Source organism: Streptomyces sp. NPDC102441 (assembly GCF_044765585.1).
Classification (GTDB): domain Bacteria; phylum Actinomycetota; class Actinomycetes; order Streptomycetales; family Streptomycetaceae; genus Streptomyces.
On the sequence record NZ_JBIWKH010000006.1, the window covers coordinates 207459 to 231747 of the forward strand.

Here is a 24289-nt window from a genome sequence, read left to right on the forward strand (position 1 = left end):
CGTGGGTGTTCCCCCTCGGAGCGGATGCGCGCGCCCGGCGCGCACTGAGTAGCGGGAAGCAATGACGACGGCGGCTGCGGGAGCCACCGCGTATGTACCTAGGGTCACTGCTCGGTGTTACCAGTGCATGACCGGTCGGTCAAACACCAATGAAACTCTGATTTCGTCGGCGCGCACGCCGACGCGGCCCATACGGGCCCCCCGACCTGCGGGGAACGTATGGGCCGCGCCGTCGCGGGCATTACCGCTCAGTAGCTTCTTGTGTGCCGATTCACACGGCCGGTGCGACGGCGGCGGTCGCGCCGCGCCGCTCCATCGCCTGCTGGAAGAGGCGCCCCGCGCGGTACGAGGAACGCACCAGCGGTCCCGACATGACTCCGGAGTAACCGATCGCGTCGGCCTCGTCCTTCAGCTCCACGAACTCGTGCGGCTTCACCCAGCGTTCGACCGGATGGTGCCGCGCGGAGGGCCGGAGGTACTGCGTAATCGTGATGAGCTCGCAACCCGCGTCGTACAGGTCCTGGAGCGCCTCGCTGACTTCCTCGCGGGTCTCGCCCATGCCGAGGATCAGGTTGGACTTCGTCACCAGACCGGCCTCGCGGGCCCGCGTGATGACGTCGAGGGAGCGCTCGTAACGGAAGCCGGGCCGGATCCGCTTGAAGATCCGCGGCACCGTCTCGACGTTGTGCGCGAGCACCTGGGGGCGCGAGGAGAAGACCTCGGCGAGCTGCGCGGGCTCCGCGTTGAAGTCGGGGATGAGCAGCTCCACCTTCGTGGCGCCGCCCTCGCGCTCCGCGGTCTGGGCGTGGATCTGGCGCACGGTCTCCGCGTACAGCCACGCGCCGCCGTCCTCCAGGTCGTCGCGTGCGACGCCGGTGATCGTGGCGTAGTTCAGGTCCATCGTCACGACGGACTCGCCCACGCGGCGGGGCTCGTCACGGTCCAGCGCCTGCGGCTTCCCCGTGTCGATCTGGCAGAAGTCGCAGCGCCGGGTGCACTGGTCACCGCCGATGAGGAACGTGGCCTCGCGGTCTTCCCAGCACTCGTAGATGTTCGGACAGCCGGCCTCCTGGCACACGGTGTGCAGACCCTCGCTCTTCACGAGCGCCTGCATCTTCGTGTACTCGGGGCCCATCTTCGCCCGGGTTTTGATCCACTCGGGCTTGCGCTCGATGGGGGTCTGGCTGTTTCGGACCTCCAGGCGCAGCATCTTGCGCCCGTCGGGTGCGACACCGGACACTCCGGCACCCCTTTGCTTTCGCTGCATTGGATTCTTCGGCGAACACCAGGGTACGCCCGTGGTTAGAACGGCCTTGCGTCTGGCCAACCTGTGGCCGAGCGGGCCTATTCCCTACGCGGTGGCGGCCGGCTCCTTCGGTGCGAGGACCCGGGGCGCGAGCTCCGCGTTCTCCAGAACGTCCCGCAGATGCCTCTCGGCGACCGGGAGGATCTCGTCGATCGTGACCTCGCGGCCCAGTTCGTACGAGAGCGAGGTCACGCCCGCGTCCCGGATCCCGCACGGCACGATCCGGTCGAACCAGGTGTTGTCCGGGTTCACGTTCAGGGAGAAGCCGTGCATGGTGACGCCCTTGGCGACCCGGATACCGATCGCGGCCAGCTTGCGGTCCTCGCGGCGCTGTCCGGCGTTGGACGGCGCGTACTCGGGGCCGTTCAGCCGGGCGTCGAACTCCTCGTCGTGCAGCCGGGGATCGAAGTCGAGGGAGAGGCCGCCGAGCGAGGGGCGCTCCTCGACCGGGTCACCCAGGACCCAGACGCCGCTGCGGCCCTCCACGCGGCTGGTCTCCACGCCGAACTCGGCGGCCGTGCGGATCAGGGCGTCCTCCAGGCGGCGGACATGGGCGACCACGTCCACCGGGCGGGGCAGCTTGAGGATCGGGTAGCCGATGAGCTGCCCGGGACCGTGCCAGGTGATCTTCCCGCCGCGGTCGACGTCGATGACGGGGGTGCCGTCCAGCGGACGCTCGCTCTCCGTCGTGCGCCGCCCCGCCGTATAGACGGACGGGTGCTCGAGGAGCAGGCAGGTGTCGGGGACCGTGTCCTCGAACCGGGCGGCATGCACCTCGCGCTGCTTCTGCCAGGCCTCCTGGTAGTCGACCCGGTCCTCGCCGAATCCCAGACGGACGAACCGCAGCTCACTCACTCGGGTGCCTTTCTGCTCGCGGCGCCAAAGGGCCCCGGGGGGTGTCCCCGGAGCCGCGTCACCATGCGTATGCGCCCCGATCCACTGTACGACCGCTCCGGAACAAGGAGTCCGGCAGGTTACGGACCGGGCGCTTCCCGTCAGCGATCCGGCAATCCTCACACGATCGGATGAACGTGGAGCGAAGGTCGTCGGCCCTGCCGCCGGGGCGGTTAAGTTCGCGCCGTTCCATACCGGGCTCGCCCGCTCCCAATCGTGGGGGAACCCGTGAGGGCTGCTCGCCCGGCGCCGAAGGCAGGAGACCTTACAGCTGATGTCGGAACGACCTCCGCAGCGCACCCCGAACCGGCGGCTCGCTGCCCTCATCGCGGAGGCCGGGTTCTCCCATGCGGGCCTGGCCCGCCGGGTGGACCAGCTCGGCCTCGAACACGGGCTCGACCTGCGATACGACAAGACCTCGGTGACCCGCTGGCTACGCGGCCAGCAGCCCCGGGGCACCACCCCCGCGCTGATCGCCGAGGTCTTCACCAGACGGCTCGGACGCAGGCTCTCCGCCCAGGACCTGGGCCTGGACGCCTGTGCGCCCGTCTACGCCGGCCTGGAGTTCGCGGCCACGCCCGCCGAGGCCGTCGACATCGTCAGCGGGCTGTGGCGCAAGGACTCGGGCAGCCATGCGGAGCTGCGCAAGATCGCGTTCACGCCCGCCGGACTGGTCGTCCCCAGCAGGGACTGGCTGATCGGGCGGGCCGACGAATGGGTCGGCCGCGGTGAGCCGCCGGAACGCGTGAACGGCGCCACCGGACTGCCCTCCCCCCGTACGCCCGCCGAGGGCCAAGGGCCCCGGGCCCCGCACGGGCTCCATCAGGCCAACGGGGCCGGCACCCTCCAGGTGCCCGGCGCTCCCGGCCTGACGCATGGGGCGGGCGCCAACGGCGCACGGGCCGGAGCCACCCGTGGGCCCGTCCCCTCCCGCCCGTCCGCTCCCGTGCCACCGCTCCTGGGCGTCCCGCGCCAGCGGCAGACCGAGCGCGGCGCGGGCCAGCGGGTCGGCAGCGGGGACGTCGCCGCCCTGCGCTCGGTGGGCGAGCTCTTCCGCACGCTGGACAACGCCTACGGCGGCGGCCACGCCAGGCAGGCCCTCGTGCGGTATCTGGAGCACGAGGCCGAGCCCATGCTCCGCGGGAGCTACGGCGAGACGTTGGGCCGCCGGCTGTTCTCCGCCGTGGCCGATCTGACCCGGCTCGCCGGATGGACCTCGTACGACATCGCGGCGCACGGCCTCGCCCAGCGCTACTTCGTCCAGGCGCTGCGGCTCGCCCAGGCGGCCGGGGACCGGGCCTACGGCGCCTTCGTCCTGATCACGATGAGCCGGCAGGCGGTCTACCTCGGGCACGGCAGGGAAGCCGTCCAGCTGGCGCGCGTCGCCCAGCAGGGCATCGGCTCCTCCGCGCCGCCCGTCGTCATGGCCCTGCTGCACTCGGTCGAGGCGCGCGGACACGGCGTCCTGGGGGAGACCAGGCCCTGCGTCGCCGGGCTCGTACGGGCGGAACGCGCGCTGGGGATCTCCCGGCCCGGGGACGACGTGCCGCACTGGGCCCGCTACTTCGACGAGGCGCAGCTCGCCGACGAGTTCGGCCACTGCCACCGCGATCTGCAGCAGTACCGCGTCGCCGCCCAGCACGCCGAGCGGTCGCTCCAGCTGCGCGCTCCGGCGTACGCCCGGAGCCGGCTGTTCTGCCGGGTGGTGCTCGCCTCCGCGCGGCTCGGGCTCGGTGAGCTGGACCAGGCGTGCCTGCTGGGCGCCGAGGCGGCCCAGCAGGCGGCGGAGATGCGGTCGGTGCGCGCGACGGAGTACGTACGGGACTTCGAGCGCCGCCTGGAGCCGTACCGCGACGCCGTCGCCGTGCGGGGATACCGCGACCGGGTCGCCGCGCTGGGCTGACCGACGGCCTACGCGGCGGCGGGCAGCTCCGTCCCGTCGGGCTGCCGTCGGCGCACCCCCAGGTCCGTGAGGATCGCCGAGGCTGCGCGCCTGCCGGAGCGGAGCGCGCCCTGGACCGTGCTGGTGTCGCGGTGGTCGCCGCACACGTACAGCCCGGCGAGCAGCCGGACGGGCCGGTGCGGATCGTGCGGTGGCGGCATGGCGGGGACCGCCTCCGGGTCGTGGTGGGCGGCCAGCAGCTCCCAGTCGTCGGTGGGCGTGCCGTACAGCGTGGCCAGGTGCGCGCGTACCTCGCCGTCGAGGTCCCCCGGCGGAGGGCCGAGCACCGTGGAGCTGATCAGGGTCCGGCCGCGCGGGGCGCGCGAGGGGTCGACCTCGCTCATCACGGCGGTGTGCGCGACCGGCCCCGAGCGGTCCGCGTCCAGCAGCAGACTGCCCCCGGTCGCCGGAGCCTCCCCGGCGGCGTGGTGCAGCACGGTCACCGGATGGAACGCGGGCATCCGCAGGCCCGGCAGGAGTTCGGCGGCTGCGCCCGCTCCGGTGGCCAGCAGGAGCGACCGGCAGCCGAGCTCGCCGTGCTCCTTGGTGCGTACGGAGGTGATGTCGGCCGCGGTCACATGGACCCCGGTGCGTACGGTCCCGGGAGGCAGGGCGGCCGCCAGCAGCTCGGGCAGCGTCGCGGAACCGCCCGAGGGCACACAGAGCCGGCCGCGCGCGTAGTCCCGGAGGGTGAGGTCGGCCATGCGGCTGGACGTGGTGAGGCCGGGATCGCCGAGCAGCGCGGAGAGCAGGGGGCGCAGGAATCCGCCGACCGTCCGGTGCGGGAGACCGCGCGCCGGCAGCGCGTCGACGACGGCCCTGTCGGGCCGGGCCAGGATCCGGGACTCCGGAGTGGCGGCGAGACGGGCGAGCCAGGCACCGAGTCTGGCCTGTTCGATGGCCCCGCCCAGAGGTGCGCGAGGGGCGCTCGGCCTGGAGCGCACGGCACGGAATGCGCCCCGCGCGCTCCGCACGTCCCCTGCGCGGTACTGCCGCCCCCTGCTGTGGACGAGTACCCCGGGGGCGAAGTCCCGCAGTACCAGGCCTTCGAGCCCCGGGGTGGTGCTCAGCTCCGGATACGCGGAACTGAGCAGCGGGCCCAGGTGGTCGAGCCGGAACCCGTCCACATCATGGGTGGCCATCCTGCCGCCCACCTGCGCGGCGGCCTCCAGGACGCTGACGCCCACCCCTGCGCCGATAAGCTGGTGGGCCGCCGACAGGCCGGCGATCCCGGCCCCGATGATGACCACATCCGCGTGGTCTGCTGTGTGTGCCCCGATCACGTGCCCCTCCCCGAGTCGGTGCGACTGGTGGGGAGGTATTGCCCCCAACCGGCCCCCGGAATGCCCGAGTTCGGGATGAGGCTAGGTGTATGGCCGAGAGAGGCGCAGTCGCGCGCACCCCGGGCACCGGTGCACGGGGTCGCACGGCGGCCCGGCGTCGGGTCCGGGGGAGCGCCGGGCCGTGGTCAGCGCAGTGCGGCGCGGATGGCGTCGTCGATGCCGGGGAAGGCGAACGCGAAGCCCGAGTCGAGAAGTTGGCCGGGCAGCACCCGCTGGCTGGCCAGGACGTCCCCGGAGAACTCCCCGAGCGCGGCCTTCAGCGCGGGCGCCGGGGCGGTGAACAGGGTCGGACGCCGCAGCACCCGCCCCATGGCGGCCGTCACCTCGCCGTTGGTGACGGGGGAGGGGCCCGTCAGGTTCACCGGACCGGACAGCGCCTCGGTGTCCAGGATGTGCCGCATCGCCGCGATGTGGTCGTGCAGCGCGATGAAGCTCCAGTACTGCCGGCCGTTCCCCATCCGCCCGCCGAGACCCGCCTTGAACAGCGGGAAGAGCCGCCCCCACGCCCCGCCCCGCCGGGAGACCACCAGACCGGTCCGCGCGTGCACCGTGCGCACGCCCGCCTCCTCGGCGGGAGCCGTGGCCTCCTCCCACTCCACACACACGGACGGCAGGAAGCCCTCACCGGGCGGCGCGCTCTCGTCGACGGCACGGTCGCCGGTGTCGCCGTAGAACCCGACGGCGGACCCGGACAGCAGCACCTTCGGCGGGGTGTCCAGGGACGCGACAGCCTCGGCGACGGCCGCCGTACCCAGAACCCGGCTGTCACGGATCTCCCGCTTGTACGCCTCGGTCCACCGGTGGTCCCCGACCCCCGCACCGGCGAGGTGGACGACCGCGTCACAGCCGACCAGGCCCGCCGCATCGACGTACTGGCGCTTCGGGTCCCACTCCACCTCGTCACCGGTGGCGGCCGGGCGGCGCACCAGGCGCACCACCTCGTGCCCGTCGGCACGCAGCGAGCGCACGAGCGCCGCTCCGATGAGTCCGGTCGATCCGCTGACGGCGATTCGGGAACGCAGCATGACGTCCATCCTGCCCCATCGGCCCCGGGTCACGCGGGAGACCGACGTGCGGACACGCATGGCACAGTTGCGCGCATGTCCGCGCCGCGATTCCGGTCCCTCCGCCCCGTCCGTCCCGCCGAGCCCGGGGACGGGACCGCCCTCGGGGAGCTCGACCGGGCCACCTGGTCGACCCTGCACGCCGTGCAGCCGAGGCCGCAGCCGCCGTACGAGCCGTTCTTCGACGACCGGCACCGGCCCGGCGACCACCTGGTGGCCGAGGCGGTCACCGGCTCGGGCGGAACGTGCCTGGCCGGGTACGTCCGGCTGGCCCGCCCGACCCCGCTCGCCTGCAACGCCCACGTCCGCCAGATACAAGGTCTCGCCGTCGCCGACTGGGCCAGGCGCCAAGGCGTCGCGCGGGCGCTGCTGCGGGCCTCGTACGCCGAGGCGCGGCGGCAGGGCGCCGGACGGCTCACCCTGCGGGTGCTCGCCCACAACACCGCGGCGCAGGCGCTCTACGCGGCGGAGGGCTTCGCGGTCGAGGGCGTACTGCCCGGGGAGTTCTTCCTGGGCGGGCGGTACGTCGACGACGTACTGATGGGCCGTTCGCTCCCCGGCTGAGAAGCGGGGGCCCGGGGTCAGACCGGGCCGAAGCGTTCCCGGAGGGCCGGATAGCGATCCGCCAGCGCCGCGTCGTCATCGAGGCCGAAGGGCGTGCCCGCGGGTCCCGCCGGCTGCGGCGGCAGTCCCAGGTCGGGGGCGACCACGCCGGTGAGCTGCTCGTAGGCCTCGTCGGCGGCGTAGCCGATGTCCTCGCCGTCGCCGTCGAGCTCCTCGTCGAAGTCGTCCAGCAGCTCGGCCAGGCTGTCCGGGTCGTGCATCGCGCCCTCGAAGACCTCGCGGCCCTGCGCGATCAGCCAGCACCGGAAGTCGTCGAAGGCGTCGTCGCTCGCCCCGCCGAGCAGTACGGCCGCCGCGCCCCACAGGTCCCAGCGGTAGGCGCGGTTGTAACGGGCCTCGAAGTGCCTGGCGAAATCCAGCACGGAATCGGGATCGAGCCGCACCAGCCGTTCGACGAGCAGGTCGGCGTGCTCCTCGGGGTCGCCCTCGGCGGCCTCGCGGGTGCCGTCGATGATCTCCCAGAACTCCGTCTCGTCCATCACGGGTCCAGCATCTGCCCCGGCGGCAGGCGACGCACGCCCAGACACCGAATTGCAGCCTTCGACGTCACTTCCGGGCCACTTCAGCGATAGAGGTCGCGCAGTCGTTCGGCGGTATCGGCAAAGCGTTCGCGCAGGGCGGCCGGGGCCAGGACCTCCACCTCGGGCCCGAGGGCCAGCAGCTGGCTGTACGCCACCTCGGCGGACTCGACCGGCAGGACGACCGTGCGCCGGCCGTCCGCGTCCGGCTCCGCGGCCCCCGCCAGCGCCTCGTCGACGGCGGCCCGGTCCATGGTGTGCGGCAGCCGTCGTACCCCTGCCTCCGACAGCCGTACGGTCACCTCGGTACGCAGGATCGACCGGGCGAACTGAGCGGCCCGTTCCTCCCAGAAGCCCGGCAGGTCGAAGTCCTCGTCCCGTACGAAACGGGCCTCCGACACGGCGACGGCGGTGAACCGGTCGATCCGGTACACCCGGAAGTCGTCCCCGGCCCGCGCGCAGAGATACCAGACCCCGGCCTTCAGGACGAGCCCGTGCGGGGCCAGCTCCCGCTCCACCTCTCCCGAGGACCGGCGGCGGTAGCGCGCCAGGACCAGCCGGTCGTCCCAGACGGCCTCCGCGACGGCCGGCAGCAGCTCGGGAGTGACCGGATCGTGGTACCAGCCGGGGGCGTCCAGATGGAAACGCCGGGCGGCGGTGCGCGAGGCGTCCCGCAGCGAGGGCAGCAGGGCGGCCGAGACCTTCAGCCGCGCGGCCGAAGCGGCGTCGTCGAGCCCCATCTCGCGGAGAGCGGAGGGCAGCCCGGACAGGAAGAGCGCCTCGGCCTCATGGCGGGCCAGCCCGGTGAGCCGCGTCCGGTAGCCGCCCACGAGCCGGTAGCCGCCGTTCCGGCCGCGGTCGGCGTACACGGGCACACCCGCTTCGGAGAGCGCCTGGGCGTCCCGGGTCACGGTGCGCTCCGACACCTCCAGTTCCGCCGCCAGCTCGGCGGCGGTCATGGAGGGGCGGGACTGCAGGAGCAGCACCATCTTGATCAGCCGGGCAGCACGCATGGCCCCCATTGTGGGGGCGGGCCCGGTGAGTACGGCGGGGCGGGCACCGGGAGACCCGGCACCCGCCTCCGCGCGGGGACTCAGAGCCCGTACTTCTCCCGGGCCTCCTTGACCTTCGAGGCCGGGATCTCACCACGGCGGGCCAGCTGGGCCAGCGCGGCGACCGCGACGGACTCGGCGTCCACGCCGAAGTGGCGCCGTGCGCCCTCCCGGGTGTCGGAGAGGCCGAAGCCGTCCGTGCCCAGGGAGGACCAGTCCTGCTCCACCCACTGGCTGATCTGGTCCGGGACCGCGCGCATCCAGTCGCTGACCGCGAGGACCGGGCCCGGCGCACCGGAGAGCGCCTGGGCCACGTAGGGCACCCGCTCCTCGCCGCGGAGCAGTGCCTCGTCGGACTCCAGGGCGTCGCGGCGCAGCTCGCCCCATGAGGTGGCGGACCAGACGTCGGCCGTGACACCCCAGTCGGCGGCCAGCAGCTCCTGGGCCTTCAGGACCCAGTGGATCGCCGTACCGGAACCCAGCAGCTGGAGACGCGGAGCGTCCGCCGCGGCGGGCACACCCTCCTTGAAGCGGTACAGACCCTTGACGATGCCGTCCTCGACGCCCTCGGGCATCGCGGGCTGCTGCTTCGGCTCGTTGTAGACCGTCAGGTAGTAGAAGATGTTCTCGGCCTCGGGGCCGTACATCCTCCGCAGACCGTCCTTGACGATCACCGCGATCTCGTACGCGAACGCCGGGTCGTAGTTGAGCGAAGCCGGGTTCGTGGACGCGATCAGGTGCGAGTGGCCGTCCGCGTGCTGGAGGCCCTCACCCGTCAGCGTCGTACGGCCGGCGGTGGCGCCGACGATGAAGCCCTTGCCGAGCTGGTCGGCGAGCTGCCACATCTGGTCGCCGGTCCGCTGCCAGCCGAACATCGAGTAGAAGATGTAGAACGGGATCATCGTCTCGCCGTGCGTCGCGTACGACGAAGCGGCGGCGATGAAGTCGGCCATGGCGCCGGCCTCGGTGATCCCCTCGTTGAGGATCTGGCCGTCCTTGGCCTCCTTGTAGTACATCAGCTGGTCGCGGTCGACCGGGTCGTACGTCTGGCCCATAGGGGAGTAGATGCCGGCCGACGGGAACAGCGACTCCATACCGAAGGTACGGGCCTCGTCCGGGACGATCGGAACCCAGCGCTTGCCGGTCTCCTTGTCCCGCATCAGGTCCTTCACCAGGCGGACGAACGCCATGGTGGTGGCCATCTCCTGCTTGCCGGACCCCTTGTACAGGGCCTTGAAGGCGCGGTCCTCCGGCTGGGGCAGCGCGGCGGCGTGCACCCGGCGGGCGGGGGCCGGACCACCGAGGGCGGCACGGCGCTCCTGGAGGTAGCGGACCTCGGGGGAGTCGGCGCCCGGGTGGCCATAGGGAACCAGCCCGTCCTCGAAGGCGCTGTCCGGGATCGGGAGGCCGAGCAGCTCGCGCATGCCCTTGAACTCGTCGATCGACAGCTTCTTCATCTGGTGGTTGGCGTTCTTGGACTCGAAGCCCTTGCCGAGCGTGTAGCCCTTCACCGTCTGGGCCAGGATCACGGTCGGCGCGCCCTTGTGCTCGACGGCCGCGCGGTAGGCCGCGTACACCTTGCGGGCCTCGTGGCCGCCGCGGGAGCTGTAGAAACACTCGGCGATCTTCGCGTCGCTCAGGAGTTTCGCCAGCTCGGCGAGGGCCGGCTCGGCGCCGAAGAAGTGCTCGCGGATGTAGGCCACGTCGCGCGTCGCGTACGTCTGGAACTGCGCGTCCGGGACCTCGCGGAGGCGGCGGATCAGCGCGCCCGTGGTGTCCAGCTGGAACAGCTCGTCCCAGGCGTTGCCCCAGAGCGTCTTGATGACGTTCCAGCCGGCTCCGCGGAAGGCGCCCTCCAGCTCCTGGACCACGCGGAAGTTGGCGCGGACCGGGCCGTCGAGACGCTGCAGGTTGCAGTTGATGACGAAGGTCAGGTTGTCGAGCTGCTCACGGGCCGCGAGGGCGAGGGCGGCGGTCGACTCGGGCTCGTCCATCTCGCCGTCGCCCAGGAACGCCCAGACGTGCGAGTTCGACGTGTCCTTGATGTTGCGGTTGGTCAGATAACGGTTGAAGCGCGCCTGGTAGATCGCCGAGAGCGGGCCGAGGCCCATCGAGACGGTGGGGAACTCCCACAGCCAGGGCAGCCGCCGCGGATGCGGGTAGGACGGCAGGCCGTCGCCCCCCGACTCCTGGCGGAAGTTGTCGAGCTGCTGCTCGCTGAGGCGTCCGTCGAGGAAGGCGCGGGCGTAGATGCCGGGCGAGGCGTGGCCCTGGATGTAGAGCTGGTCGCCGGAGCCGTCACCTTCCTTGCCGCGGAAGAAGTGGTTGAAGCCGGTCTCGTACAGCCAGGCCGCCGAGGCGAACGTGGCGATGTGGCCTCCGACGCCGTACCGGGCGCCACGGGTGACCATCGCGGCCGCGTTCCAGCGGTTCCACGCGGTGATCTTCGATTCCATCTCCAGGTCGCCGTCGAACGTGGGCTCGGCGGAGGTGGGGATGGTGTTGACGTAATCGCTCTCCAGCAGCTTGGGCAGCGCGATGCCGGCGCCCTCGGCGTGCTGGAGCGAACGCCGCATCAGGTACGCGGCGCGGTGCGGGCCCGCGGCCTTGGTGACGGCGTCCAGGGAGGCCGCCCATTCGGCGGTCTCCTCGGGGTCGCGGTCCGGGAGCTGGTCGAGCTCGCTCGGAAGCTTTGCTACGGGGTCGGTCATGATCGCCGCCTTCCGGAGTGGGAGGGGGTGGAGAAGTCCCTGGCTGGCAGGACAGGGCGATGGGGCCGGTGGGCCCGCGACTGAACTGTAAGTCTCCGATCGATGATCGATCAAAGGGTGAAGGGCAAAACTTCTCGATATGAAGAAAAGTGGCATGCGGTGCCGCGAAACGGGGCACGGAGTGACGGGATCAAGGGGGCGAAACGGGCGATGACCTGCACGTTCGAGCGGCTCCCGCCCCAGATGTGCCCGCCCGCCCGGCGCCGGTCCTCAGGCGCGCGGCGCGCACCCGAGGACGTGTTCCTTCACCATCACGGCGATCTGCGGGTCCCGGCGGAGGAACGCCTCGATGAGAGCCTCGTGCTCCTCCGCGTACGACTTCTGCACGGTGCCCAGCCAGCGGATCGACAGGGCTGTGAACACCTCGATGCCCAGCCCCTCCCAGGTGTGCAGCAGCACGGCGTTCCCGGCGGCGCGCACCATCTCCCGGTGGAAGGCCACCGTGTGCCGCACCTGCGCCTCGCCGTCGGCCAGCCGGTCCGCCTCGTACAGCGCCGCCACGTGCGGGGCGAGCCGCGAGCAGTCCTCGCCGAGCGCGGGGGCCGCCAGCTCCGCCGCGATCTGCTCGAGGCCGGCCCGCACGGGGTAGCTCTCCTCCAGATCGGCCGCGGTGAGATTGCGTACCCGGACACCTTTGTTGGGCGCCGACTCGATCAGCCGCAGCGTCTCCAGCTCCCGCAGCGCCTCGCGCACGGGCGTCTGGCTGACCTCGAGCTCGGTGGCGATACGGCGCTCCACGATCCGCTCCCCCGGCTTCCAGCGCCCGCTGACTATCCCTTCCACGATGTGCTCGCGGATCTGTTCGCGCAGCGAGTGGACGACGGGCGGGGTCATGAGGGGCTCCTTCGGGCAAACCGGTACTGCTCTCCACCAATACGGCTGCCTGGGGCGACCGGTGGTGTCTAGACAATACGGCGGCGCCCCCGCCCGGAAGTGTTCCGGACGGGGGCGCCGCTGGTGAGGCTGGTTACAGCTGTACGGCTCAGAGGCCGAGCTCGACCTCGAACTCGCCCGCCTCGAGGATCGCCTTGACCGTCGTCAGGTAACGGGCGGCGTCCGCGCCGTCCACCAGACGGTGGTCGTAGGAGAGCGAGAGGTAGGTCATGTCACGGACGCCGATGACGGTGCCCTCGGCGGTCTCGATGACCGCCGGGCGCTTGACCGTGGCACCGATGCCCAGGATGGCCGCCTGGTTCGGCGGCACGATGACCGTGTCGAACAGCGCACCGCGCGAACCGGTGTTGCTGACGGTGAAGGTCGCGCCGGACATGTCGTCCGGGGTCAGGCCGCCACCGCGGGCCTTGCCGGCCAGCTCGGCGGTCTTCTTCGCGATACCGGCGATGTTCAGGTCGCCCGCACCCTTGATGACCGGGGTCATCAGACCCTTCTCGGCGTCCACGGCGATGCCGATGTTCTCCGAGTCGAAGTACGTGATCGTGCCCTCGTCCTCGTTGATCCGGGCGTTGACGACCGGGTGGGCCTTCAGCGCCTGGGCCGCCGCCTTCACGAAGAACGGCATCGGGGACAGCTTGACGCCCTCACGGGCGGCGAAGGAAGCCTTCGCCTGGTTGCGCAGCTTCATCAGCTTCGTGATGTCGACCTCGAGAACCGTGGTCAGCTGCGCCTGCGAGTGCAGGGCCTTCATCATGTTGTCGCCGATGACCTTGCGCATGCGGGTCATCTTGACCGTCTGACCGCGCAGCGGGGACGCCTCGAGCTTCGGCGCGGCCTTGGCCGCCGGGGCAGCGGCGGCCGGAGCCGGAGCGGCAGCGGCGGCCTTGGAGGCCTCCGCGGCGGCTACGACGTCCTGCTTGCGGATACGGCCACCGACGCCGGTGCCCTTGACCGAGCCCAGGTCGACGCCGTTCTCGGCGGCGAGCTTGCGGACCAGCGGCGTGACGTACGCGCCGTCGTCGCCGGAAGGCGCGGCCGGTGCCGGAGCGGCGGGCTTTGCCGGCGCGGCCGGTGCCGGTGCCGGTGCCGGAGCGGCGGGCGCGGCCGGTGCCGGAGCAGGGGCGGCCGGGGCGGCGGGAGCCGGAGCCGGAGCAGCCGGTGCGGGGGCGGCAGGAGCCGGGGCGGCCTCGGCCGGGGCCGCGGCAGGAGCCGGGGCGGCCTCTGCCGGAGCGGCGGCCGGAGCGGCACCCGGAGCGCCGATGACGGCGAGCTTGGCGCCGACCTCGGCGGTCTCGTCCTCGCCGACGACGATCTCCAGCAGCACGCCGGCGACCGGGGCGGGGATCTCGGTGTCGACCTTGTCCGTGGAGACCTCGAGCAGGGGCTCGTCCTCCGCGACCTCCTCGCCGACCTCCTTCAGCCAGCGGGTGACGGTGCCCTCGGTGACGCTCTCGCCGAGCGCCGGGAGGGTGACGTCCGTACCGGAGGCGCCACCGGCCGGAGCGGCGGCGGGAGCCTCGGCGGCGGGGGCCTCAGCGGCCGGGGCCTCGGCGGCGGGGGCCGGAGCCTCCTCGGCCGGAGCCGGAGCGGCCTCCGGCTCGGCGGCCGGAGCCTCGGCGGCAGGTGCGCCCGAACCGTCGTCGATGACGGCCAGCTCGGCGCCGACCTCGACGGTCTCGTCCTCGGCGACCTTGATGGACGCGAGGGTGCCCGAGGCGGGCGCGGGGATCTCGGTGTCGACCTTGTCGGTCGAGACCTCGAGCAGCGGCTCGTCGGCCTCGACGTGTTCGCCCTCGGCCTTCAGCCAGCGGGTGACGGTGCCCTCGGTGACGCTCTCGCCGAGCGCCGGAAGGGTTACGGAAACCGACATGGTTTCAGTTGCTCCTTACGAAAGTGCGGAAGTGGTCGGTCGTCCCCGGGACTGGATCAGTCGTGGGAGTGGAGAGGCTTGCCGGCCAGGGCCAGGTGGGCCTCGCCCATCGCCTCGTTCTGCGTCGGGTGGGCGTGGATGAGCTGCGCGACCTCGGCCGGCAGCGCTTCCCAGTTGTAGATCAGCTGGGCTTCGCCGACCTGCTCGCCCATACGGTCACCGACCATGTGGACGCCGACCACCGCACCGTCCTTGACCTGGACGAGCTTGATCTCGCCCGCGGTCTTCAGGATCCTGCTCTTGCCGTTGCCCGCGAGGTTGTACTTGAGCGCGACGACCTTGTCCGCACCGTAGATCTCCTTGGCCTTGGCCTCGGTGATGCCGACGGAGGCGACCTCGGGGTGGCAGTACGTCACCTTCGGCACGCCGTCGTAGTCGACCGGCACGGTCTTGAGTCCGGCGAGCCGCTCCGCCACCAGGATGCCCTCGGCGAAGCCGACGTGCGCGAGCTGGAGGGTCGGGACCAGGTCGCCGACGGCCGAGATCGTCGGGACGTTGGTCTGCATGTACTCGTCGACGAGGACGTAGCCGCGGTCCATCGCGACACCGGCCTCCTCGTAGCCGAGACCCTGCGAGACCGGGCCACGGCCGATCGCGACCAGCAGCACCTCCGCCTCGAAGGCCTTGCCGTCGGCGAGGGTCACCCGCACGCCGTCCTGCGTGTACTCGGCCTTGTCGAAGAAGGTGCCGAGGTTGAACTTGATGCCGCGCTTGCGGAACGCGCGCTCGAGAAGCTTGGAGCTGTTCTCGTCCTCGACCGGGACCAGGTGCTTCAGGCCCTCGACGATGGTGATGTCGCTGCCGAAGGACTTCCACGCCGAGGCGAACTCGACGCCGATGACGCCGCCGCCCAGAACGATCGCGGACTTCGGCACGCGGTCCAGCTTCAGCGCGTGGTCCGAGGAGATGACGCGGTTGCCGTCGATCTCCAGGCCGGGCAGCGACTTCGGCACGGAGCCGGTCGCCAGCAGCACATGCCGGCCCTGGACGCGCTGGCCGTTGACATCCACCGAGGTGGGCGACGAAAGCCGGCCCTCACCCTCGATGTAGTGCACCTTGCGCGAGGCGATGAGACCCTGCAGACCCTTGTACAGGCCCGAGATCACGTCGTCCTTGTACTTGTGGACGGCCTCCATGTCGATGCCCTCGAAGGTGGCCTTCACGCCGAACTGCTCGGCCTCGCGGGCCTGGTCGGCGATCTCGCCGGCGTGCAGCAGCGCCTTCGTGGGGATGCAGCCGTTGTGCAGGCAGGTGCCGCCGACCTTGCCCTTCTCGATCAGTGCGACGTCCAGGCCCAGCTGAGCTCCGCGCAGGGCCGCGGCGTAACCGCCGCTACCACCGCCGAGGATCACTAGGTCGAAAACGGTGCTGGCGTCGTTCGCCACGTCACGTCCTCCATGCATGTGCGCCGTATGCCGGGCCCCGTCGCTGGGGTGTGACCGGCCGGTCGGCTGGTGTTCGGCCGCTTGCGTTATTCGGCCCTGTGGTGTGGGCCCTGTCCTGCCGAGAACCCATCTTCGCACTTGTTGCGCGCGGACGGGACGCGGGCCCCTGCTCCGAGCGGGACGAAGATCCGTTCCGGACGGATACCGATGCGTACAGATTTCCGGAAATATGCCGTTCGGAGACACCGGGATCAACGCCCACGGCCCCGGACGTATGCCCGGGGCCGTCTGCGCCGTGAGTGAACCCCGCGCGCGAGGTCCGCGAACGGGGCCGGTCAGCCGAGGTCGCCGTCCGCGGTGCGCTCCGCCAGCCGCACCAGGGTGCGGATCGCGGATCCGGTGCCGCCCTTGGGGGTGTAGCCGTAGGGCGCGCCCTCGTGGAACGCGGGGCCCGCGATGTCCAGGTGCGCCCAGGCGATGCCCTCGCCCACGAACTCCTGCAGGAAGAGGCCGGCCACCAGGCCGCCGCCCATCCGCTCGCCCATGTTGGCGATGTCGGCGGTCGGGGAGTCCATGCCCTTGCGCAGGTCGGCGAGGAGCGGCATCGGCCAGGAGGCCTCACCGACCTCCTCGGCGATCTCGTGGACCGACGTACGGAACGCGTCGTCGTTGGCCATGACGGCGAAGGTGCGGTTGCCCAGCGCCAGGACCATCGCACCGGTCAGGGTCGCCACGTCGACGATCGCGTCCGGCTTCTCCTCCGAGGCGCGGGTCAGCGCGTCGGCGAGAACGAGCCTGCCCTCGGCGTCGGTGTTGAGGACCTCGACGGTCTTGCCGCTGTACATGCGCAGCACGTCACCCGGCCGGGTCGCGTTGCCGGAGGGCATGTTCTCGGCGAGCGCCAGCCAGCCGGTGATGTTGATCCGGAGGCCGAGGCGGGAGGCCGCGACGACGGCGGCGAACACGGCGGCGGCGCCGCTCATGTCGCACTTCATCGTCTCGTTGTGGCCGGCCGGCTTGAGCGAGATGCCGCCCGAGTCGTAGGTGATGCCCTTGCCGACCAGGGCGAGCGTCTTCTCCGCCTTGGGGTGGGTGTAGGACAGCTTGACCAGGCGCGGGCCGTGCGTGGAGCCCTGGCCGACGCCGAGCAGACCGCCGAAGCCGCCCTTGACGAGCGCCTTCTCGTCGAGGACCTGCACCTTGATGCCGTGCTCCTTGCCGGCGGCGGTGACCACGGCGGCGAAGGACTCGGGGTACAGGTCGTTCGCCGGGGTGTTGATCAGATCGCGGGCCCGGTTGATCTCCTCGGTGACCGCGACGGCGCGCTCGGCGGCGGCCTTGAAGGCCTTGTCACGCGGCTTGGCACCGAGCAGGGCGACCTCGGCGAGCGGAAGCTTCGCGTCGTTCCTGCCGGACTTGGCGCTCTTGGGGGCGAGCCTGTCCTCGCCGCCCTGGTAAGCGGTGAACGCGTACGCACCCAGCAGGGCGCCCTCGGCGACCGCCCCGGCGTCCTCGGCGGATTCCGTCGGCAGCGCGAAACCGGCCTTCTTCGACCCCTTCAGCGCACGCGCGGCGCTGCCCGCGGCCCGGCGCAGTGCCTCGGCGTCGTACGCGTCGTCCTTCGCCGGGACCGGACCGAGCCCGACCGCGATCACGACCGGGACCTTGAGGCCGGACGGGGCGGGGAGCTTGGTCACTTCGCCCTCGGCACCTGAGGCGCCCAGGGTCTCCAGGACGGCGGCGAGCTTTCCGTCGAACGCCTTGTCCACGGCCTCGGCGCCCGGTGCGACGACCAGGTCCCCGGACTTGGACCCAGCGCCCTTGGCGACGCCGACGACGAGTGCGTCGGCGCGCAGCGTCGCCGCACCTGAGGTGCTGAGAGTGAGAGCAGTCACGGTGGTGAATTCTCGCTTCCGTTGAGTTGTGTGCCGGTCTGTGTTGGTCGAAGGGGTGGCCGACCGCGCCCGGCGCATCGTGGATGCCCCGCAATGTGCCGGGAACGAGCCTACGCGCGCACCTGCTTCCGGCTCGCGGGGGCGGGCCGTCCGGAGGGAAGGGCCGCCTGTCAGGAGCAGTGCTCAGCCGAGGGACAGCGCCAGCAGTGTCACCGTGGCGGCCGTCTCCTCCAGCGCTCCGAACACGTCACCGGTCACCCCGCCGAAGCGCCGCACGCAGTGACGCAGCATCACCTGTGCGGCGGCCAGGCCGGCCAGGGCGGCGAGGGCGTGGTGCAGGGCGGCGCCGTACCCGCCGAGCGGTGCGGCCGCCGCGGCGCAGCAGGCGACCACCGCACAGGCCACCGCCGCGGCACCCCAGGGCGGGACGGTGCCCGCCACCGCCGCACCGAGGCCTTCCGGCCGGGCGGGCGGTACGCCGCGGCGCGAGGCCAGCGTGAGCGCGAGCCTGGCGGTGACGGCGGCGGCGACCGTGCCCAGCGCGCCGTCCGCCCAGCCGCGGCCGTAGAGCTCGTGGAGGGCCGCGACCTGGGCCAGCAGCACGAACAGCAGGGTGATCACGCCGAACGGGCCGATGTCCGACTGCTTCATGATCCGCAGCGCGTCCTCGGCGGGCTTGGCGCTGCCGAGCCCGTCCGCGGTGTCCGCGAGCCCGTCCAGGTGCAGCCCACGGGTCAGCGCGGCGGGGAGCGCGGCGGAGGCGACCGCCGCCACCAGGGGGCCGGCCCCCCCGGAGAGGAGCAGTACCCCCGGGACAGCCGCGAGCAGCCCCACGGCGAGCCCGGCGAGCGGGGCGCACAGCATGCCGGCGCGGGCGGTGTCGCGGTCCCAGCGCGAGACACGGACGGGGAGTGCGGTCAGGGTGCCGAAGGCGAAGCGCGCGCCGTGGCTGTTCAGGGAGGTCACCGCGCGCAGGCTAGCCGGTGCGACAGCAGGCTAGATTGGGCAAAGCGACCCAAAAGGGTCCCCGGGCGGAGGTGGCATGGGTCACTGGTTCCAGCAGAACATCGTCGAGCCGGGCAAGCTCCCCCTGCTGCTCGCCCTGAGCGCGTTCGTGCTGACCTTCGCCGTCACCCGGATGATCACCCGGATGATCAGGGCCGGGAAGGGACCGTTCCGCAACATCACGCCCGGCGGTGTGCACGTCCACCACGTGGTGCCCGGGGTCGTCCTGACGGTGGTCGGCGGCTTCGGGGCGGTCGCGAGCGGTCAGCACGGTGTCGCGGCCGGGATCCTCGCGGTGGTCTTCGGGATGGGCGCCGGTCTGGTCCTCGACGAGTTCGCGCTGATCCTGCACCTCGACGACGTGTACTGGACCGAGGAGGGCCGCCAGAGCGTGGAGGCCGTCGTCCTCACCGCCTCGCTCGTCGGTCTCGTGCTCGCCGGGTTCTCACCGCTCGGCGTGGACGAACTGACCGGCGAGCAGCAGCAGAACAGGCTGGGCGTCGTCCTGACGTACGTCGTCAACTTCGGCTTCGTGCTGGTCACCCTGTTCAAGGGCAAGGCCCGGATGGCGGTGATCGGCACCCTCATCCCGTTCATCGCGCTGATCGGAGCGCTCCGGCTGGCCCGGCCCACGTCACTCTGGGCGAAGCGCTTCTACCGCCGCCGCCACCGGGCCCGCGCCGCAGCGGTGCTGCGGGCGTATCACCACGATGTCCGCTGGGCGGGGCCGCGGCGCCGGTTCCAGGACCTCATCGGCGGGGCACCGGACAGGACCCCGCTGCCGGGCCCCCGCCCCGGTGACAAGACCTGAGGCCCCGCCACCGGCACGCCTGTGACAGGGCGGTGGCGGGGCCCGGGGCGCTCAGGCGGTCGTGTCCGACGCCTTTGCGGCCTCCGCGTCCTCGGACGGCTCCTCCGCCTCCGCTTCCTTCTCCTCCGGGGCGGGTTCCGGGGCGCGCTCGGGCAGCTCCGCCGCCAGCGCCGCCGCGGCCTGGACGAGCGGCAGCGCCAGCAGGGCCCCGCTTCCCCCACCCACCGTCACCCCGTGGTCCAGCAGAGGCGTCAGAGCCATCCGGTCCAGTGCCTTCAGCTGGGCCGGCTCCCCGCTGAGCTGCCCCGCCAGCCACCAGTCGGGAGCCCGGAAGGCCGCACGCTGGGCCACCAGCGCACAGGCCGCCGAGACCACTCCGTCCAGCACCACGGGCATCCGGCGCACCGCGCTCTGCAGCAGGAATCCCGTCGTGGCCGCCAGGTCCGCTCCGCCGACGGCCGCCAGCAGCTCCAACTGGTCACCGAGGACCGGCCGGGCGCGCCGCAGCGCGTCCCGGATCGCGGCGCACTTACGCATCCACGCCAGGTCGTCGATGCCCGCACCGCCGCGCCCGGTCACCACCGAGGCGTCCGTACCGCACAGGGCGGCGATCAGCGTCGAGGCCGCCGTCGTACCACCGACACTCAGATCTCCCAGCACCACCAGGTCGGTGCCGGAGTCGGCCTCCTCGTCGGCGATCCGCATCCCGAGCCGTACGGCCTGCTCGGCCTCCTCGGCCGTCAACGCGTCCTCGACGTCGATCCGTCCGCTGCCGCGTCGCACCCGGTGGCGTACGACGGCGTCGGGGAGCAGCTCCGGATCGCAGTCCAGACCGGCGTCCACGATCCGCAGGGGGACGGAGAAGCGCCGGGCCAGCACGGCGACGGGGCTCGCGCCGTCCAGCGCCGCCCGGACGAGCTCGTGGGCCGTCCCCGCGGCCCGGCCGGAGACGTCCAGCTCAGCCACCCCGTGATCACCGGCGAACAGCACGACGCGTGGCCGCTCGACCGCCTTGACGGGCACCGACTGCTGGGCGGCCGACAGCCATTCACCCAGCTCGTCGAGCCGGCCGAGCGCCCCGACGGGGACGGCGAGCCGCTCCCGCCGTTCCTCGGCATCACGCCGTACGCCCCCGTCGGGGCGTTCGATCAGGTCGGAGAAGTCGTCCAGATTCACGGGGGTCTGCCTTGCGGGTCGGCGCCAGGTGGGCCGGAACCCGCCGGGGGCTCCTGTGCGGAACAGTACCCGGCACGCCGTTCCGTACCCCGGCCCCGCACCCACCCCTGGTTCAGCCCCGCAGCACCAGTGCCCGCCCCGCCACCACCAGAAGCACCTGCTCGCACTCGGCGGCGAAGGCGGCGTTCAGCCGGCCCAGTTCGTCCCGGAAGCGCCGCCCCGATGCCGTCGCCGGGACCACACCCGAGCCGGTCTCGTTGGTCACGGCGACGACCGTACGACGTGTCCCGCGCACCGCGCGGACCAGCTCGGCGACCCGTTCGCGCAGCTTCTCCTGCCCGCCGTCCGCCCACCGGCCGTCGTCCCACGCCCCGGCCCGGTCCATCGCGTCCGTCAGCCACAGCGACAGGCAGTCGATCAGCAGCGGCGGGCCGTCCTCCGTCAGCAGGCCCGTCAGCTCGCAGGTCTCCTCGGTGCGCCACGCGGCGGGCCTGCGCTCCTGGTGCAGACCGATCCGGGCCTCCCACTCGACGTCCCCCTCGCGGCGGCCGCCCGTCGCCACGTACACCACCTCGGGGAAGGTCTCCAGGCGCTGTTCGGCCTCCACCGACTTCCCCGACCTGGCCCCGCCCGTGACCAGCGTGCGCCGGGGCACCTCGGGTACGGGGTGGCAGGCGCCCACCGGCAGCGTCGTCCCGTCCGGCACGGCCCGCGCCCCGCCTGCCGCGAGCCGGCGGTCCAGCTCAGGACCGGGCGGCGCGTCATGGTCCAGATGGACGGCGATCACCTCGGTGGCCGGACCGACGGCCCCCACGGCCCGCAGCCTGGCCACGGCGTCCGGCCGCGCGGTCACGTCGCACACGACCATGTCGTACGGCTCCGCCACCGCGTCGGCCAGACCGGCGGGGGAGGCCCCGGGAGGCAGATAGAGCAGGCGCTCGCCCTCCGGTGCGGTCACCTCGTAACCGGTGCCGGGGGAGTCCATCGCCAGGGCCCGGATCCGGTGTCCGCTGATCAGCGTCAGCTCCTGGCCGTCCGGGACACGCCCCGCGGGCGGGAGAGAGGCGGGCAGCTCCACCGCGGGCCCGTCATGGGGGTGGGTCAGCAGCACCTGCCGCACGCCGGCGAGCGAGTGTCCCGCGCGGGCGGCGGCGAACACGGCGCCCGGGGTCAGATCCAGCAGCAGTGCGTCGTCCACGAGCAGCGCGGTCGCGGCGCGCGCCCCGGCGCCGCGGGAGGACGCGCAGACGGCGCAAGGGCAGTCGGGCCGCGGCAGCCCGTCGGGGGCTCCGGTGCCGAGCAGTGTCAGTTCCACGCTCTGATCCTCCCGTGTCCGTGAACCACCTGCGCGCCCGGGACACCCACTAGTCTTCGGGGAGCAACGTGACCCAGGAGGCGGACATGGCGTGGACGTGGCGGTTCGAGAAGTCCGACGGTACGGAGACGGAGCCGGCGCTGCAGCCGGAGGAGTTCACGACTCAGGGCGACGCGGAGTCCTGGATCGGTGAGTTCTGGAAGGAGCTCCTCGAGGGCGGCGCGGACCAGGTGACGCTCTTCGAGGACGCGACGAAGATCTACGGCCCGATGAGCCTCCAGGCCGACTGAGAGGCCCCCGGGCGGTCTCGGATCACCGACAGGCTCTGGGACCCCCGCACCCGCCCGGACCCCGGCGTCCGGGCGGGACCTCCTCACCTGCGGCCTCATCCGGCCGGCTCTCAGATCTCGCCCAGGGTGACCTCGGCCGTCTTCTTCGAGTCCCCCCGCGTGTACGTCACCGTGACCTTCTGGCCCGGCCTGTCGCCCGCCAGGGCCTCGGTGAGCGAGGTGATCGTCGTGACCCGGGTGTCGCCGATCCGGGTGATGACGTCCCCCGTGCGCAGGCCGGCCTTCTCCGCCGCCCCGCCCTTCTCGGCGCTGACGATCGCGACACCGGCAGGCTGGTATTCGTCGTCCACGACGGTGCGGCCCGTGATGTCCAGAGCCGCCCGGCCCGAGTCCGTGACCTTCCCGGACCTGATGATCTGGTCGGCGACCGTTCGCACCATCGAGACCGGGATGGCGAACCCGATCCCGGGTGCCGCGCTGCCTCCCGGCTCCGGGTCCGTCGCCGCCAGGGTCGGGATGCCGATGACCTCGCTGTCGAGGTTCACCAGGGCCCCGCCGCTGTTACCGGGGTTGATGGCCGCCGATGTCTGCACCATGTCGGCGAGCGTCGCCCCGGTGCCGCCGCCCGAGCGGCCTTCGCTGACGGTCCGGCCCACGGCCGAGACGATGCCCTGGGTGACGCTGCTGGAGAGACCGAGCGGTGATCCCATCGCCAGGACGATCTGCCCCACCTCGACCTCGTCGGTGTCCCCGAACTTCGCGGCCCGCAGGCCGTCGGGGACGCTGTCGAGCTTGATGACGGCGAGGTCCTGCTCCGGATAGGAGGAGACCAGGGACGCCTTGAGCACCTTCTCGCCGGTGGCGACGCTGACGTCGAACGTCTTCTCGCTGCCCACGACATGGGCGTTCGTGACGATGTGGCCCTTGTCGTCGTAGACGATGCCCGAGCCGAGCGCGTCCCCGGCGCCGATCTGCACGACGGAGGGCAGCACGTCCTTGATCACGGTCTGGTACTGGTCCTCCAGACCGCTCGTGGCCCGGGACACCACCGCCTGCTGGGACGGGGCGGCCGACGGGGCGGGGCCGGTCCCGGCGCAGCCGCCTGCCAGGGCGATCGCGCAGGCACCAACGGCCAGAGGCGTGAGCGAGCGGCGTACCCGCCTGCGGGAAGGGGTTGCGTCCATTCCCGGAGTATCGCCAGGGCCCGCCGCCGACGGCCTGCGCTGCTGGGCCGATCAGGCGTACGGCCGTGGCGGGTCCAGCCGCCCGGGCCATGCCGGCCGGACGCGCGGTCCGGAGGCGTCAGCCGCGTACGCCGCAGAGATGCAGCAGCGCTGCCACCCCGCGGTACGGGTCGGTCCGTCCCGCCCGGTCCTCGGCCGCGAACACCTGCGCCAGCTCCTCGGGGCCGGGCAGCTCCGCCTCGTTGCTCACGTGGTCCGTGAAGATCCGCACGCCGTACCAGGCCTGGAGCGGGGCGGCGATCCCGGCGAGGGTGGCACGCAGCACCCCGAGCCGGTCGGCCCGGACGTCGAGGCCGAGCCTGTTCGTGTACGTATCCGTGTCGAACGCCGCGAGAGCCGCGCCGAAGTCGCCGGCCGACCCCGGGCGCATCGCCAGCGCGTCCGCGTTCCGTACGAGCAGGGAGAGCAGCCCGCCGGGCGCGAGCATCCGGGCCAGGCCCGCCAGCAGCGGATCCGGCTCGGGGACGTACATCAGCACCCCGTGACAGAGCACCACGTCGAAGCTGCCGGGCAGGAAGTGCACCCCGGTGTCACGGCCGTCGCCCTCGATGAGCCGCACCCGCTCCCGGATGCCCTCGGGCTCGCCCGCCAGGGACTCCCGTGCCGACCGCAGCATCTCGCCGTCGGACTCGAGGCCCGTCACGGAGTGACCGGCCCGCGCCAGACGCAGTGCCTGCGTGCCCTGGCCCATGCCGACGTCCAGAACCCGCAGCCGCTGCCCCACGGGGAAGCGCGCGGCTATCTGTTCGTCGAGCTGCCGGGCGACGAGCTCCTGGCGGACCGTGTTGCGCAGTCCGCCGAGCCCGCTCAGCCACCGGGAGGACACCCCC

At 72.4% G+C, this 24289-nt stretch carries 20 protein-coding genes; 4 read left to right on the forward strand and 16 right to left on the reverse strand.

Annotated features, from left to right (window positions below):
* Positions 1-271: 271 nt before the first annotated feature.
* Together lipA and lipB are read right to left on the reverse strand one after the other, a co-directional pair.
* Positions 272-1240 (reverse strand): lipoyl synthase, encoded by a 969-nt coding sequence (gene lipA, locus ACIREO_RS15090; RefSeq protein WP_404109281.1) that lies wholly within the window; start codon positions 1238-1240, stop codon positions 272-274.
* 111 nt (positions 1241-1351) lie between these two features.
* The gene (gene lipB / locus ACIREO_RS15095) at positions 1352-2161 is read right to left on the reverse strand and encodes a lipoyl(octanoyl) transferase LipB (protein ID WP_404109284.1); all 810 of its coding nucleotides are present in this window, start codon (positions 2159-2161) and stop codon (positions 1352-1354) included.
* Between the two features lie 313 nt (positions 2162-2474).
* Here lipB and ACIREO_RS15100 point away from each other — a divergent pair, with 313 nt between their 5' ends.
* Positions 2475-4103 carry a regulator gene (locus ACIREO_RS15100; protein ID WP_404109286.1) on the forward strand — a complete coding sequence of 543 codons (1629 nt, stop codon included), beginning with the start codon at positions 2475-2477 and terminating at the stop codon, positions 4101-4103.
* An 8-nt stretch (positions 4104-4111) separates the two neighbouring features.
* Here ACIREO_RS15100 and ACIREO_RS15105 read toward each other — a convergent pair whose 3' ends face one another.
* Together ACIREO_RS15105 and ACIREO_RS15110 are read right to left on the reverse strand one after the other, a co-directional pair.
* On the reverse strand, positions 4112-5425 hold the full coding sequence (locus tag ACIREO_RS15105) for an NAD(P)/FAD-dependent oxidoreductase (RefSeq protein ID WP_404109289.1): 1314 nt from the start codon (positions 5423-5425) through the stop codon (positions 4112-4114).
* Between the two features lie 185 nt (positions 5426-5610).
* Complete coding sequence (locus tag ACIREO_RS15110) at positions 5611-6510, reverse strand: TIGR01777 family oxidoreductase (RefSeq protein WP_404109292.1); 900 nt, start codon at positions 6508-6510, stop codon at positions 5611-5613.
* 75 nt (positions 6511-6585) lie between these two features.
* Between ACIREO_RS15110 and ACIREO_RS15115 the strand changes: the two genes are divergently transcribed.
* Positions 6586-7113 carry a GNAT family N-acetyltransferase gene (locus ACIREO_RS15115; protein WP_404109295.1) on the forward strand — a complete coding sequence of 176 codons (528 nt, stop codon included), beginning with the start codon at positions 6586-6588 and terminating at the stop codon, positions 7111-7113.
* Positions 7114-7130: 17 nt separating this feature from the next.
* Here ACIREO_RS15115 and ACIREO_RS15120 read toward each other — a convergent pair whose 3' ends face one another.
* From ACIREO_RS15120 to ACIREO_RS15155, 8 genes are all read right to left on the reverse strand, one after another.
* On the reverse strand, positions 7131-7652 hold the full coding sequence (locus ACIREO_RS15120; RefSeq protein WP_404109981.1) for a DUF4240 domain-containing protein: 522 nt from the start codon (positions 7650-7652) through the stop codon (positions 7131-7133).
* Between the two features lie 83 nt (positions 7653-7735).
* Positions 7736-8704 carry a helix-turn-helix transcriptional regulator gene (locus ACIREO_RS15125; RefSeq protein WP_404109298.1) on the reverse strand — a complete coding sequence of 323 codons (969 nt, stop codon included), beginning with the start codon at positions 8702-8704 and terminating at the stop codon, positions 7736-7738.
* A gap of 80 nt (positions 8705-8784) precedes the next feature.
* A complete protein-coding gene (gene aceE / locus ACIREO_RS15130; RefSeq protein WP_404109301.1) occupies positions 8785-11454 on the reverse strand; it encodes a pyruvate dehydrogenase (acetyl-transferring), homodimeric type in 2670 nt (889 codons plus the stop codon).
* 270 nt (positions 11455-11724) lie between these two features.
* Positions 11725-12348, reverse strand: a complete 624-nt coding sequence (locus ACIREO_RS15135) for a GntR family transcriptional regulator (RefSeq protein WP_404109304.1) — start codon at positions 12346-12348, stop codon at positions 11725-11727.
* 148 nt (positions 12349-12496) lie between these two features.
* Positions 12497-14278 (reverse strand): 2-oxoglutarate dehydrogenase, E2 component, dihydrolipoamide succinyltransferase, encoded by a 1782-nt coding sequence (gene sucB / locus ACIREO_RS15140; protein ID WP_404109306.1) that lies wholly within the window; start codon positions 14276-14278, stop codon positions 12497-12499.
* A 56-nt stretch (positions 14279-14334) separates the two neighbouring features.
* Positions 14335-15723, reverse strand: a complete 1389-nt coding sequence (lpdA, locus tag ACIREO_RS15145) for a dihydrolipoyl dehydrogenase (protein ID WP_404109308.1) — start codon at positions 15721-15723, stop codon at positions 14335-14337.
* A 335-nt stretch (positions 15724-16058) separates the two neighbouring features.
* Complete coding sequence (locus ACIREO_RS15150) at positions 16059-17618, reverse strand: leucyl aminopeptidase (protein WP_404109311.1); 1560 nt, start codon at positions 17616-17618, stop codon at positions 16059-16061.
* A 183-nt stretch (positions 17619-17801) separates the two neighbouring features.
* A complete protein-coding gene (locus tag ACIREO_RS15155; protein ID WP_404109314.1) occupies positions 17802-18584 on the reverse strand; it encodes an adenosylcobinamide-GDP ribazoletransferase in 783 nt (260 codons plus the stop codon).
* 76 nt (positions 18585-18660) lie between these two features.
* Between ACIREO_RS15155 and ACIREO_RS15160 the strand changes: the two genes are divergently transcribed.
* The gene (locus ACIREO_RS15160) at positions 18661-19434 is read left to right on the forward strand and encodes a hypothetical protein (protein ID WP_404109317.1); all 774 of its coding nucleotides are present in this window, start codon (positions 18661-18663) and stop codon (positions 19432-19434) included.
* Positions 19435-19485: 51 nt separating this feature from the next.
* On the opposite strand, the gene cobT is transcribed toward ACIREO_RS15160, so the two are convergent.
* Together cobT and ACIREO_RS15170 are read right to left on the reverse strand one after the other, a co-directional pair.
* A complete protein-coding gene (gene cobT, locus ACIREO_RS15165) occupies positions 19486-20610 on the reverse strand; it encodes a nicotinate-nucleotide--dimethylbenzimidazole phosphoribosyltransferase (RefSeq protein WP_404109320.1) in 1125 nt (374 codons plus the stop codon).
* A 112-nt stretch (positions 20611-20722) separates the two neighbouring features.
* Positions 20723-21925, reverse strand: a complete 1203-nt coding sequence (locus ACIREO_RS15170; protein ID WP_404109323.1) for a bifunctional adenosylcobinamide kinase/adenosylcobinamide-phosphate guanylyltransferase — start codon at positions 21923-21925, stop codon at positions 20723-20725.
* 86 nt (positions 21926-22011) lie between these two features.
* Here ACIREO_RS15170 and ACIREO_RS15175 point away from each other — a divergent pair, with 86 nt between their 5' ends.
* The gene (locus ACIREO_RS15175) at positions 22012-22215 is read left to right on the forward strand and encodes a hypothetical protein (protein WP_099176312.1); all 204 of its coding nucleotides are present in this window, start codon (positions 22012-22014) and stop codon (positions 22213-22215) included.
* A 110-nt stretch (positions 22216-22325) separates the two neighbouring features.
* Here the strand turns inward: ACIREO_RS15175 and ACIREO_RS15180 are convergent, their stop codons facing one another.
* Both ACIREO_RS15180 and ACIREO_RS15185 read right to left on the reverse strand, forming a co-directional pair.
* Complete coding sequence (locus tag ACIREO_RS15180) at positions 22326-23399, reverse strand: S1C family serine protease (RefSeq protein WP_404109326.1); 1074 nt, start codon at positions 23397-23399, stop codon at positions 22326-22328.
* 118 nt (positions 23400-23517) lie between these two features.
* Positions 23518-24285, reverse strand: a complete 768-nt coding sequence (locus ACIREO_RS15185) for a class I SAM-dependent methyltransferase (RefSeq protein ID WP_404109329.1) — start codon at positions 24283-24285, stop codon at positions 23518-23520.
* Positions 24286-24289: the final 4 nt, after the last annotated feature.